At 49.8% G+C, this 12,044-nt stretch carries 14 protein-coding genes; 8 read left to right on the top strand and 6 right to left on the bottom strand.

The window, feature by feature from the left end:
• Window positions 1–26: 26 nt before the first annotated feature.
• Complete coding sequence (locus G358_RS0104345) at window positions 27–1,031, bottom strand: LacI family DNA-binding transcriptional regulator (protein ID WP_019635977.1); 1,005 nt, start codon at window positions 1,029–1,031, stop codon at window positions 27–29.
• 200 nt (window positions 1,032–1,231) lie between these two features.
• On the opposite strand from G358_RS0104345, the gene G358_RS33400 reads away from it, so the two are divergent.
• Complete coding sequence (locus tag G358_RS33400; protein WP_019635976.1) at window positions 1,232–1,408, top strand: hypothetical protein; 177 nt, start codon at window positions 1,232–1,234, stop codon at window positions 1,406–1,408.
• 429 nt (window positions 1,409–1,837) lie between these two features.
• Here the strand turns inward: G358_RS33400 and G358_RS32875 are convergent, their stop codons facing one another.
• Window positions 1,838–2,050, bottom strand: coding sequence for a hypothetical protein (locus G358_RS32875; RefSeq protein WP_157274253.1), 213 nt, complete (start codon window positions 2,048–2,050; stop codon window positions 1,838–1,840).
• Window positions 2,051–2,376: 326 nt separating this feature from the next.
• On the opposite strand from G358_RS32875, the gene G358_RS29425 reads away from it, so the two are divergent.
• Window positions 2,377–2,724 carry a hypothetical protein gene (locus tag G358_RS29425; protein WP_019635974.1) on the top strand — a complete coding sequence of 116 codons (348 nt, stop codon included), beginning with the start codon at window positions 2,377–2,379 and terminating at the stop codon, window positions 2,722–2,724.
• Between the two features lie 137 nt (window positions 2,725–2,861).
• Here the strand turns inward: G358_RS29425 and G358_RS0104325 are convergent, their stop codons facing one another.
• The 3 genes from G358_RS0104325 to G358_RS0104315 are packed head-to-tail and all read right to left on the bottom strand — an operon-like array spanning window position 2,862 to window position 6,485.
• Window positions 2,862–4,043: a Ger(x)C family spore germination protein gene (locus tag G358_RS0104325; RefSeq protein ID WP_019635973.1), complete on the bottom strand. Its 1,182-nt coding sequence runs from the start codon at window positions 4,041–4,043 to the stop codon at window positions 2,862–2,864.
• Window positions 4,040–5,140, bottom strand: coding sequence for a hypothetical protein (locus G358_RS0104320; RefSeq protein ID WP_019635972.1), 1,101 nt, complete (start codon window positions 5,138–5,140; stop codon window positions 4,040–4,042). The genes G358_RS0104325 and G358_RS0104320 overlap by 4 nt, the downstream gene beginning before the upstream one ends.
• Window positions 5,133–6,485 carry a spore germination protein gene (locus tag G358_RS0104315; RefSeq protein WP_026342050.1) on the bottom strand — a complete coding sequence of 451 codons (1,353 nt, stop codon included), beginning with the start codon at window positions 6,483–6,485 and terminating at the stop codon, window positions 5,133–5,135. The genes G358_RS0104320 and G358_RS0104315 overlap by 8 nt, the downstream gene beginning before the upstream one ends.
• A 523-nt stretch (window positions 6,486–7,008) precedes the next feature.
• Between G358_RS0104315 and G358_RS0104310 the strand changes: the two genes are divergently transcribed.
• From G358_RS0104310 to G358_RS0104300, 3 genes are all read left to right on the top strand, one after another.
• A complete protein-coding gene (locus tag G358_RS0104310; RefSeq protein WP_019635969.1) occupies window positions 7,009–7,347 on the top strand; it encodes a L,D-transpeptidase in 339 nt (112 codons plus the stop codon).
• A gap of 189 nt (window positions 7,348–7,536) precedes the next feature.
• A complete protein-coding gene (locus tag G358_RS0104305) occupies window positions 7,537–8,460 on the top strand; it encodes a threonine/serine exporter family protein (RefSeq protein WP_019635968.1) in 924 nt (307 codons plus the stop codon).
• Between the two features lie 23 nt (window positions 8,461–8,483).
• Window positions 8,484–8,966, top strand: coding sequence for a threonine/serine exporter family protein (locus G358_RS0104300; RefSeq protein WP_019635967.1), 483 nt, complete (start codon window positions 8,484–8,486; stop codon window positions 8,964–8,966).
• A 127-nt stretch (window positions 8,967–9,093) separates the two neighbouring features.
• Here G358_RS0104300 and G358_RS29420 read toward each other — a convergent pair whose 3' ends face one another.
• Complete coding sequence (locus G358_RS29420; RefSeq protein WP_019635966.1) at window positions 9,094–9,273, bottom strand: hypothetical protein; 180 nt, start codon at window positions 9,271–9,273, stop codon at window positions 9,094–9,096.
• A gap of 352 nt (window positions 9,274–9,625) precedes the next feature.
• Between G358_RS29420 and G358_RS0104285 the strand changes: the two genes are divergently transcribed.
• From G358_RS0104285 to G358_RS0104275, 3 genes are all read left to right on the top strand, one after another.
• A complete protein-coding gene (locus G358_RS0104285; RefSeq protein ID WP_019635965.1) occupies window positions 9,626–10,285 on the top strand; it encodes a LemA family protein in 660 nt (219 codons plus the stop codon).
• A complete protein-coding gene (locus tag G358_RS0104280) occupies window positions 10,282–11,100 on the top strand; it encodes a TPM domain-containing protein (RefSeq protein ID WP_019635964.1) in 819 nt (272 codons plus the stop codon). The genes G358_RS0104285 and G358_RS0104280 overlap by 4 nt, the downstream gene beginning before the upstream one ends.
• Before the next feature lie 75 nt (window positions 11,101–11,175).
• Complete coding sequence (locus G358_RS0104275) at window positions 11,176–11,901, top strand: HAD family hydrolase (protein ID WP_019635963.1); 726 nt, start codon at window positions 11,176–11,178, stop codon at window positions 11,899–11,901.
• The last annotated feature ends 143 nt before the right edge of the window (window positions 11,902–12,044 follow it).

Raw genomic sequence — 12,044 nt, 5'->3', positions numbered from 1 at the left:
ACAAGCCGTCCCAAGAAGCAGGCTACCTACAAGGGACGGCATGAACCGCGTACAACCAGTTCGACCGGAAGCATATCTCGCTGTAATTCTTTATGTCCTTCTATCGAATAGATTAACATGTTAGCGGCCCTGCTGCCAAGTCCATATGTGTTCTGGCGGATCGTTGTCAGGGCGGGCGTCAAATATTTCGCCATTTCAATATCATCAAATCCGATGACAGAAATGTCTTCGGGAACGGATATCCCCTGCTCCCTCATCGCAATCATCGCGCCGACAGCAAGATTATCCCCGGCCGCGAATACGGCCGTAGGGCGGCCCTGCAATTGGAGCAGCTGTTCCATCGCCTTCCGTCCGCTTTCGACGGTAAAGTCATAGCTGCCTTGCACGATGAACTCCGGCCTAGGCGACAATTCCCTCCGCTGCATCGCTTCGATGAAGCCTTGCATGCGCTTCTCGCCGGCAAAGGAATGCCCGCCGCCAATATGGGCGATGGAGCGATGTCCGAGCGAATATAAATAGTCGACAGCAATCTCGCTGCCCATAATATTGTCGGAATAGATCGTGCTGGCATGATCCGAATCGGAATCCAGCAGAACGCAAGGAATATCCGCCTCAATCAGCTCGCGGAAATAAGGGTCGGCATAGTCCGGCAAAATCACGACGATGCCGTCAACCCCGCGTATTTTGCAATGCTCCAGATACCCGCTGGGCCTGCCTCCGATATCCTTTGTAATGAACATCAGATCGTAGCCTTTCGAGGTAGCCACCTTCTTGAAACCTTCAATGACGCCGCCGAAATAAGGGTGCAAAATTCCGGCTCCTGACGATTCATTGAACAGCACGCCGATCGTCCAGGAACGCTTGGTCGTCAGCGAACGGGCATGGGCGTTCGGAACATAATCCAGCTGCTGTGCCGCTTGGAGGATTTTACGGCGCGTCCTCTCGCTAACGTCGGTATAGCCGTTGAACACCTTGGACACCGTGGTCGGCGAGAAGCCGGTTAACTTGGCAATATCATAAATCGTAGTCAAATCGTTTACTCATCTCCTGGTACATTCATCCGAGCTGTTTTTATACAGGGTCAAGCAAATTGTAGTCGTCCAAGCCGCATCAAGTCAACTATAAATGTGGGAACTGCATTTGTTTCAACCTCTGGCCTGACGTTTAAAAATTACACAAGCAGCAAAATGCTTCCCGATTTCGAATTTAAGAGAATAAGGAGGTAAAATCCATGTATGAGCCTCGTGAACGTAATGAGGTGAGTAACGTAGACGTAGAAAGAAGAGACATTCAGCAAAAATCCGAGCCAAGCATGGTTGCTTCGACGTTTATTAAATATGCGGCATACATCATTTTGTTCTTTGGCTTTCTGTACTTCCTCGTAAAATACGTATTTCCGATGTTCTAATTCATTCATTCGAGAAATACGCGCCTCCCGGAAAAAGTTAACCGGAACGCCAGATGGCGTCCCGGTTTTTTGTGATTCTACATTTTAGTTCTCCGTCAAGGCAACATGGCGATGATAATCAGACAGCCCTTTTGATGTCCACTTGATCGATCCGGGATTCGCCTTCCCCAATTCCTTTGGCGAAACACAGGTTCCCCGACACCTGCCCGGCTTTTGGTTGCTGTATCTGACTGATTAATGACCGATTTCCACTTACTTGTCCAGGTGTGTATCCTTTTTTTGATGGATGCAGGCTTCACGAGCCTATCGGGCATAGACATCGGCTCTCCCCGGGTGGCTGGACGTTCGGACTTGAACGTGCCATCCTCATAGCCGTTAATGAAATGCCCCGCCGATAAAGCTGCAAAGCCGTACGCCGCATCTTTATATTCAAGACCCCAATACCTTGAATATAACTTGCTCCTGCGCTGCGCTGCCTCCGTGAGTCCCGAACAGCACGGTTAGGCCGCGGTACACGGCTTCCGCTCGGGTCAATTCCCCGCTGGCATTGCTGCAGTTGGCCTGCTCCCGGCCAGGTATACCTATTGAATAACCTCGGGTAATGCTCGATTTCGAAACCGGTTTCGGTATTTTTGCCAGCAATCCCGCAGAAAAAAGTTACACACCGCTGAACTTGGATTGACTAGACATCGTCATCAATGCTGCTAATACACGAAGCTGTCCTTGCCTCGATATTCCCCCCTCGACTTTCGGAATATTTTGTAAAGCGCTTTCCGAACATATAATAGGGCAGTTCAAGTTGGAGTGTCAATTATTTTTTTATTTTGGTAGTTTTATGCTTTTTGGCTTGAACGAATCCATTCTATAATTTTTTCCGTTTGAATGCCGGTATTCAGGGTAAACTCCATTTAAGACTTCAAAACATTTCAGCTTTAAATTTGCAAAAAAATAATGAGGAGGGATTCCCCTTGGCTGAACATCCAGAACATTCCGAACACTTCAAATATCCGAAGACCGAAGCCGCTGATCATGCGTATAAGCGATACCAAGTATTGAGAGAATACCGGCCGGAGAATGACATTCCCGGCGACGATTTGCTCCCGCATGATACACGCATAACCCAAGCGCTTAGCGAGGATGATTCCCATACAAGCGGGCAGGCGGACGATTTGGGTGATAACGGCAATTTTCCAGATGTGCCCGATGCCGATGAAATCGCCGCGAACAGTCCCATAGATCCAGCAGCCCCTGACCTGGACGCCGTTCCCGGCATCGATGTGCTGAATGGCTACGACGGGGATGACGGGGATGAGTGATCCATAAAACTCCCGATGATGACAAGCAAATACAGCAACCTCTCCTCCGGTGATTCCGGCAGAGAGGTTGCTATTTTCCACCCGTATCCTGGGCTCTGATTTTCATGTTAACGCTGCAAGTTGTCTATCCCCTTATATTAGCGGATCATGCCCGAATATCTAACCTGTACATCCGCTTTGACGCTGAATTCCAATTCAGGATATATCCTTTTCCATTCTTCGAGCTCCGTAGCATTGTTCCAACTCATGGCGCTGTATCTTAACCCCCATCCGAACGGATCCACCCCGGTTCCATGGACTTTGACAAGGAACTGCTTAATATCCTTTTCCCACTGCTCGCTGGCCGCTTTGGAAACAGCTCTAAGAATTCGCCCCGTCATCTCGATTGCGTCCGTGTTATCCTCCAACGTCGCCCTGCCTCCAACTGTATACTGTACGACCATTTTACCCTTATTCGATTTGACCAATTTGAATTTGGACCAGTTACTTTCCATATTGTAGCTATATATATTACCATCCATTTCTACATTGAAGCTGGTTCGCAGTCCTCGCTGGGTTAGCAAGTTAAACATTCTTGCCTCGTCGGGCGTTAATTCAGCGCGTACTCTCTGATTGTCCAGCAGCACTGCTTTATTGATCAGAAGAGTATCCTCCCCTGCTTTCTCCACGAGAGGCAGAACAGGATCCAGACCTTGCTCCGTCAAATGACGCCGTAAATTATAGGAGAATGTACTGACGATGAAAGGCGATTCAGTTCCTTCCTTCCCCAAGCTTAAAATGAGGTAATATGCGGGAACCCGCTCGCTTTTTGGATGGACGTCGAGCACTTCCTTGGCCGTAGGTCTGGCCACTCCGTTATAAGCGATTAGTTGAATATCCCTGCGCCTGACCATCCAATCGGTCATTTCAGAAATATTGTTACGGGCATAAGCCTCACCGAACAATAGCGTCTTGCAATGGCTGAAATCCAGCTCCTTATCCACCTTTGATTTCAGCAGGCGAACCGCCTCCGGTATACTGCTTGAAATCTGAGAAATGACAATGGCTTCCTGGTTACGTTTTGTCGGATCTCCTTCGGGAATAGCCAGCTTGAGCGAAACCTCGATCGAATGCTTCCCCTTGCCCTTATCTTTGCCTTTGCCTTCCCCTTCTTCTCCCTCCTCTCTGCCTTGCCCGCCCTGTTCCTCCTTTTGTACGGAATCGATGCCGAAGGCCAATACAAACGCGCGCCGGTCCACATCCTTGAATTGGCACCCTGTCAGCAGCAGGGACATCGTGCCTAACAGGATTACGAGCCATAAGTACAGCCATTTTCTCATGCCCTCTTCTTCCTCCTCCGGTATGCGACTAAGACCGTAGCTAGCAGCAGCAGCTCTCCGGGCAGTCGAACATTTAGAAACCACTGTCCGAACATCGTTAATTTCGCCTGATCAAAATAGAACCCCATCCAGACTGTTCCTGCCGTCATCAGACCAAGAGTCCACCAATCCTTATTCGAAGCCGCTTTTACTCCCTTCGTCTTTTTCTTCATTAAAAACCCTTTGACTAATTCTAAAGCGATATGCCAATGAACGACGACGCTAACTAGCGACATGGCTAAGTAACTGAAATAAAATATAAACAGCACGCGTTCCACGATAAAAAACTCGCTGCGAATGGCATCTGCCGTCGAAAACCAGGTATATACCTGTTGCTCTACGCCGATCGTCCCGTGATAGCCAATGGGAACAAGCAGCGTAACTAGCAGGACCATCAGTCCGGATAGCGGGATCATCCATAAATGCCTAAGCTTTAAGCTTTTAAAAGCGCGATTAAAAATGGCTAGGTTCACATAACCGGTAAAAATAAAAGAAGCACCCGCAATAGAGTTGTACTTCGGTATAGTCCAAAGATGTGTGATGATCTGCATAACCGCATCCCAACTGAAATGCGGATTAATCAGCGCCTTGATCAGCATATAAGCAACCAATGGACAGTTAATGATCAGGGTCGTCTCGAGCGCATACAGGATAGATTCCGTTTTTAGGCGGCTGCACATTGTAACCAGCAATAGAAAACCGATGATTGCAAAGACCGGAGATACGTCGGGGGTTATGAAACGGAGTGTAATATCAACAAAAGACACTAGAGTGATAGCTCCGGATTCATACCAAAGGAAGGCGAAAATGCAAAGCAAAGGAAGGCCTACAAATCGGGGGAGGGTATCATGGATAATTTCCGGAAGCCCCTCCCCGGGAAAATGGCTGATAATTTTCGTAAATATGATCAACAGCGTTGTCCCGAGGACGACCGAAACCAAGATGGACATCAGTGCCCCCTCGAACCGGTTATCGATCAAGACGCGAGGCACGAAATTAACGATATTAATTAACGCTTGGATCGTAAATAAATAATAGAAATACCTTTCATTAACCATGCTGCTTATCTCCCTTACCCTGATAGGCTCTTTTTGGAAATATTTCCAGGTACGGCTTTCCGAAGCTGCGCATGCCCGACAGGTACATCACGATGCCCACTGTACTCACAACGATGCCGATTAACCCAAACGTTGCTGCAAAGAAAATGAGGTAATATTTGAGTACACGCACAGTAAAAGCCATCATATTCAAGGGGATGACAAAATTGGAAATGGCGACTGCCGATACGATAATGATCATAATATTACTGACCAGGCCAGCCTGAGTTGCCGCTTGCCCCAAAATGAGACCTCCCACCGTCGTCGCCGTCGGCCCGATCGCCTTCGGAAGCCTCAAGCTCGCTTCTATGAGAAACTCCATCATGAGCAGCATTAATACGACCTCGATGAAGGACGGATACGGCACGGCGGCTCGGCTGCCCGCGATCAGAAGTGTAATTTGAATTTTTAATATTTCCGGGTTATAGGATGTAAAGGCGACATAGAAGGCCGGGAGAGTAACCGTGAGAAAAAGGCCGATGTAGCGGATCAGCTTCATAAACCAGCCAACTAACGGTAGCTGGATTTTGTCATCCATCGCCGTGAAGAAGTCGTTGAATACGGATGGCGCTATCACCGCGTAGCCCACCGTGTTCATAAGTACGGCTACCTTGCCTGCCGCTAAGTTGAATACGACCCGGTCGGGCCTTTCCGTTACAACCGTTGTCGGAAAAATGCGATACTTCCGCTCGCTGATAAACTTTTCAAGCTCGCCCGCCGATTGCAAAATATCAACCGATATTTCCGAGAGCCGCTTCCTCATCTCCTGCAATACATCCCTATCCACCCGGGAATCGTCATACATCACGACAACCGTCGTTTGAGACACATTGCCGATCGTTAGCGGCTCGATCCGCAATTGTTTGGACTGGTAGCGGCGGCGAATCAAATTGACATTGATTTCGATATTTTCAGTCAGGGCATCGTTCGGTCCTTGAACGATTGCCTCTGTTATGCTGGAGGAGATACCGCTAAACTCTATTTTCATCGCATCAAACAAATAGCTGCTGTCCTTGATCCGAATGAAAATATAGCCTTTCATGACAAACTCCATAACCTGCTGCCTATCCTTGGTTTTCTCGCTCCCTGGAAAAGAAAAGATGTAGTTCTCATATTCCTGAACATCCATCTCATAGCTGGGTACGACAATAAAGCGTTTAACCGTATCAGAATCGGTCAGGCTTCTCAAATAGATCATTTTTATATCGCCGGAATTGCCCAGGGATCTTTCCTCGAAATCCATCAAACCGGTCAATTGCTCGACCAACCACTCTTCCATCTTTTGCTCATTTGGTTTCGTTGGCATATAATATCCTTTCACTCTGCAGATCTTAGACAGCATCCTGCCCAGACAGCATCCACCTCTTGATAGTGTCATGCTCAGATAGTGTTCACCTTAGATAGTGTTCACCTTAGATAGTGTTCACCTTAGATAGTGTGAACCATAATAACATCCTGCTCAGTCCGAGTTATTGTTCCAATGAGACATTTAAATCATTCATTTACTATGCTTACTTTCTAAATGAAAATAGCCCTATCGGCTTTGCTTTATACAAAAAAGGCCTAGCGTTCCGCACGCCAGACCTTGTTCCTGCCCGATTCTTTTGCTTTATACAATGCTTGATCCGCTATATCCAGCAACTAATATACCAGCAGAATCATCTGGAACAGCGTGTATATAAAAGCAGCAAGGTAAATGACACTGCAGTGTACGTGAAGCAGAAGGATAGAATATGATCAAGTCGTTGGACATTCAGCCCCTTGTGCGAATATATATATATCCTGTGGTGATTCAGATCCTTCATACACCTAAGCAGGAGGAATGATAAATGCCTAATTACCGGATCATTGTAGATTTATCGGAACGGCAGCTGCATTTGCTTGACGGGGACGCCGTCGTAAGATCTTTTCCTGTAGGCATCGGCAAAATGCTTACCCAGACCCCAACGGGAGATTACGTCATCATTAATAAGCAGCCTAATCCCGGCGGACCGTTCGGGGCATTTTGGATGGGCCTCTCCAAGCCCCACTATGGCATCCATGGGACTAACAATCCTTCTTCGATCGGCCACGAGGTGTCCCACGGCTGCATACGTATGTATAATCAAGACGTACTAACCTTATCCTCGCTTGTGCCAATAGGAACGAGAGTAACGATTCGGCCGTAACAGCAAAAGAATGGGCCTTGCTGCTTTAACTGCTTTGACTGCTCTAATTGCTTTGACTGCTCTAATTGCTTAAATTACTTTAGTTATTTAGCGGCTCTACCTGCTGCCGCAGCAGTAAGACGAATCACCGCCTGATCAAGGCGTGCATGATATAATGAACGCAGTATTAACCACCAGGGGTGAATAAACATGGATAATGCAGGTGGACGTGAACATCAGAAAACAGCTAGCGGCAGGCCGGCACATGGGGATGTTGGCAAGGAAAATGACTTGCATATGGATGGCCATGACTTGGCGGTAAATGGAGCGGAGAGCTATTTCGGCAAAAAGTCTTCAGAGACAGCAGAGCCTATTCATGCAGATGACGCCGAACAAGGCCATATCGGGCCTGCCGCACTCTGTCTCCTCGCCGGCAAAATGATGCTGCAAAGCGGGGCCGAAACGTATAGAGTCGAGGATACGATGACCCGTATGGCGGAAGCGATGGGTCTCGGAGGCTCGCACAGTTATGTCACTCCGACGGGAATCGTGTTCCAGCCAAGCAGCTCGCAGTCGGCCAGGCTGATTCGCATCGTTGAACGGACGACCGATTTAGGGAAGATCGCCGCTATTAACGACGTATCGCGCAAGCTGGCTAGCAAACACATTACGCCCGCCGGCGCCTACGCCAGGCTGGCTGACATTGATCAAGCCGGGCACGAGTATCCGGTCTGGCTGCAAATCATCACGGCGGCTGCCGCCAGTGGCTGCTTCACCTATATGTTCCGGGGCAGTATGGCCGACATCCTGCCCGGCGTCCTGTGCGGCGGAGCCGGTTTTGCCTTGTTCCTTGCGCTGCACCGTTTAGTCAAGGTGAAATTTTTCGCGGAATTTTCCGCAGCTTTTTTCATCGGACTCTTGGCCGTCTTTTTCGTTGGGCTTGGACTCGGACAGGAGCCGGACAAGATTGTTATCGGCTCTGTCATGCCGCTCGTACCCGGACTTCTGATCACGAACGCAGTCAGGGATTTGATAGCTGGGCATTTGGTCTCGGGCTTGTCCCGGGGCGCGGAAGCTATCCTGACCGCCTTCGCCATCGGAACGGGAATAGCCGTTGTTGTCACATTTTTTTAACCGGAAAGAAGGTTAATCATAAAATGATACCGCCGCAAATTATATCGCTCAGCCTTCATCTCATTACGAGCTTCATCGCTTCCGCCGCTTTTGGCATTTTGTTTAATGCCCCGAGAAGGATGCTCCTGCATTGCGGGCTCGCCGGGATGATGGGATGGATCGCCTACGTCCTGCTGTCGCCGCGACTCGATGCCGTCTTTGCCACGGTCGTGGCAACCTTTATCGTAGGGGTCATCAGCCAAACGCTGGCCAGAATATACAAAAAGCCGGTCATTTTGTTCAGCGTATCCGGGATCATTCCGCTCGTTCCGGGGGGACTGGCTTATGATGCCATGCGCCAGTTCGTCGAGAGCGAATACAACCTGGCCGTCCAGCTCGCCGCCAAAGCATTTCTGATCTCGGGCTCTATCGCCATCGGGCTCGTCCTTTCCGAGGTGCTGAATCAAATGGTGTTTAAGCTTTCGAGAAGGCAGCGCCCGGCAAAGAAGGAGCCGCCGCAGTCATAAAGCGTACTCCTTACTCCCCTGTAAGCATCACATCATCTTTATACACGCAAAATAGACGATCGAGGATATGCAGCGAGTGCATATCCTCGATCGTCGTCATAACTCCTAATCAGATCTTCTTCAATAATCACAATGATTTGCCGCTCAGCTCGAATTCTGTCTGATGCAGCTCTTTAATCATCCGCCGGAGGAAATGACTCTCTTGATCTTTCAATCCATATTGGTTCTCCTTGGCGAGCATCTCACCTACCTGTCTCTTCAATAGCTCATTACGGCGCTCCAACACTTCATCATAAGCCAAGTTCAAGTCAACTCCTCTTTATTATTTAAAAAACATCTCTAATTATAGTGTGTATCTGCTCCAAGGGAAAACGCAGCGAGACAGTATCCTCATGTATGAGAAGCTATCCCATCAATGCTCGTGATCTCCACAACCACCAGTCGCAAACATCCTCCTGAATGCTCACGCATCGTCCATATTCCTCCCATTTCATGTAAACCACTATGCCTGTTGACGGCCAATTGGCGCATCTAATCTAGTTCTAAGCCCGCTTCGCGATGTGCTCTAAAGCAATTTGCAAAACACTGTTTAGTTTTTAGAAATAAAGCAAAGGGTATAAAGATAAGTAATAGCGACATGAACAGGAGGAGTATAGCAAATGAATTTAAAGGGAAAAGGCTGTCTGATTCCCATCATTATCATTGCGGCGGTTGTCATTATCGGCATTGCCCTGTTCGCGGGAAATTACAATAAGTTCATGACCTCCGAAGAAACGGTAAACCAGCAATGGAGCAAAATCGACGTTCAATTGCAGCGGCGATACGATCTGATTCCCAATCTGGTCAACACCGTCAAAGGCTATGCCAAGCATGAAAAAGAAGTAATTAAGGAAGTTTCCGATGCCAGAGCCGCGCTCGGCGGGGCACGTACGCCTGACGAGCTGGCCGCAGCCGATCAACAGCTTCAAGGCGCGCTCAGCCGCCTGCTTGTTATCGTCGAGAACTACCCGACGCTGAAGGCGGATGCCCAATTTACCCAGCTCATGGACGAACTGGCCGGAACGGAGAACCGGATCGCCGTCGCCCGCGCCGACTATAACAATGCGGTTGCGGAATACAACAAGCTGATTCGGCGTTTCCCCGGGGTTTTTATCGCACGGATCATGGGATTCAATGAGAAGCGGTACTTCGAGACGACGCCGGAATCCAGAACGAATCCAGAGGTCGATTTCGGCACGGATGAGACTTCGCGGATTCCTGCGCCTCCGGCAGCCCGTCCTCAGCATCTCTGGCTGCAGCCGGAAGAGGAATGGGCATGAGCCCCGCACCATGCCGACAACGATTCATCCGGAGCTTGCTCCCGCTTCTCATCCTGATTTTATCCGTATTTGCGGCCCCTTCGTCCAGCGTCTCAGCTGTCCCAAAGATTCCCGAGCCTCGAGGAGATATTTATGTGCAGGATTTCGAGCATCTTCTAACAGCCGAGCAGTCCCAGTATCTTCTGGCGCTCGGCAGGGCGCTTGAAGACCGCACGAAGGCGCAAATCGCCGTGCTGACCGTGCCTTCCCTGGGAGATGAGCCTATCGAGGAGTATGCGCTCGAGGCGCTGCGAACTTATAAGCTAGGCGATGCCAAGCTAAATAACGGCGTCCTGCTGCTCATCTCCTTAGGCGACAACCTGCCTGGCAACAGGCAGGTCCGTATCGAGGTCGGCTACGGTCTAGAGGGTGCGCTGCCCGACGGCAAAACCGGGCGGATTCTCGATCAGGTCACCATTCCGTATATCGAAAATGAGCAGCCCGGACAAGGTATCGTCGAGACATATAAAGTTCTGTATAACGAGGTCGCCAAAGAGTACGGCGCAGAACTGGAACTGAACCCTCAGGAAGTCACTTTGCCGGACACAGCAGGTTCTGCAAATTCGGCAGGAAGCGGCGGCCTGTCCCCGTTATGGATCATCATCATCGTGGCGTTCATCTTCATCGACATCGTGTTCTTCCGCGGAACGTTTACCATTCTCCTGCTGTCGATCCTCGGCCGGGGCGGGAGAGGAGGCGGTGGAGGCGGAGGCGGAGGATTCCGCGGTGGCGGTGGAGGCTCTTCCGGCGGTGGCGGAGCGAGCCGCAGATTTTAATCCCTGTTCACTTCCGGTAGGCGGTATAATAGTAACTAATACTAATGATCAACTACAAGGGAGAGAACTCTACTCATGACATCTACTTCGCGGCGGCGGGCCGTGTTCTTCGACCTCGACGACACACTGTATGATCACCTTAATCCTTTCCGCGCTGCACTGACCAACATACTATCGACGCCGCCAGATTTTCCGTACGATCAAGCCTACCATCGGATGCGTTACTACAGCGACGCTCTATCTGCGGAGCTTGGGGGGACGCCAACCCATGGCGAAGAGCTGCACCAAATGCGGCGGCAGCGTTTCCAGCTCGCCTTGGCCGAATTCGGCCTCTCGCTCGCGCCGGAACTAGCGCAAACTGTTCAGGAGGAGTACCTTAGCCTACAATATGCAATCGAACTGTATGATGGCGTAGAGGAGCTGATCACGGAGCTGCAAGCCAGAAGCTTCGTAGTAGGCGTCATTACGAACGGGCCCCGCGACCATCAAATGAACAAAGTCAAAGCCCTGAACCTGACTAGGCTCATCCCGGAAGAGCTGATTTATATTTCGGGAGCCGTCGGATTTACTAAGCCGGATGCACGTCTCTTCCAGCACGTGACCGGTCAGCTTGGCCTGGCTCCCCAAAATTGCTTCTACATCGGCGACTCCTGGCGCAATGACGTCGTTGGCGCGCTCGATGCCGGCTGGAAGGTGTTGTGGTTCAACCACCGCAGCGTCGAACCGGAATCGGACCATCAGCCGCACCACCGAGTGGCCGATTACCAGGAAATCGCTCATGTACTGCTGGAACGAATGTAGCTTAGCATCGAAACCACTCGTCACTACAAAGAATGTAGCTTATACTCGCAGCATTCATCACTATAAGGAAATGTACGCAGCATTCATCACTGCAAAAACAAGCCAAAGAACCTGACAGAGGGCTATCCCTCGTAACTTGACAG

Source organism: Paenibacillus fonticola DSM 21315 (assembly GCF_000381905.1).
Classification (GTDB): Bacteria; Bacillota; Bacilli; order Paenibacillales; family Paenibacillaceae; genus Fontibacillus; species Fontibacillus fonticola.
Note: the sequence above shows the minus strand (reverse complement) of the source record. Positions and strands in the feature narration are given on the sequence as shown.

Excerpts from the sequence above, each read along its gene's own strand:
- G358_RS0104305 (WP_019635968.1), top strand. The coding sequence starts at position 7,537 with ATGGATAATGCAGGTGGACGTGAACATCAGAAAACAGCTAGCGGCAGG.
- G358_RS33400 (WP_019635976.1), top strand. The coding sequence starts at position 1,232 with ATGTATGAGCCTCGTGAACGTAATGAGGTGAGTAACGTAGACGTAGAA.
- G358_RS0104275 (WP_019635963.1), top strand. The coding sequence starts at position 11,176 with ATGACATCTACTTCGCGGCGGCGGGCCGTGTTCTTCGACCTCGACGAC.
- G358_RS0104320 (WP_019635972.1), bottom strand. The coding sequence starts at position 5,140 with ATGGTTAATGAAAGGTATTTCTATTATTTATTTACGATCCAAGCGTTA.
- G358_RS0104325 (WP_019635973.1), bottom strand. The coding sequence starts at position 4,043 with ATGAGAAAATGGCTGTACTTATGGCTCGTAATCCTGTTAGGCACGATG.
- G358_RS0104300 (WP_019635967.1), top strand. The coding sequence starts at position 8,484 with ATGATACCGCCGCAAATTATATCGCTCAGCCTTCATCTCATTACGAGC.
- G358_RS0104310 (WP_019635969.1), top strand. The coding sequence starts at position 7,009 with ATGCCTAATTACCGGATCATTGTAGATTTATCGGAACGGCAGCTGCAT.
- G358_RS0104280 (WP_019635964.1), top strand. The coding sequence starts at position 10,282 with ATGAGCCCCGCACCATGCCGACAACGATTCATCCGGAGCTTGCTCCCG.
- G358_RS0104315 (WP_026342050.1), bottom strand. The coding sequence starts at position 6,485 with ATGCCAACGAAACCAAATGAGCAAAAGATGGAAGAGTGGTTGGTCGAG.
- G358_RS0104285 (WP_019635965.1), top strand. The coding sequence starts at position 9,626 with ATGAATTTAAAGGGAAAAGGCTGTCTGATTCCCATCATTATCATTGCG.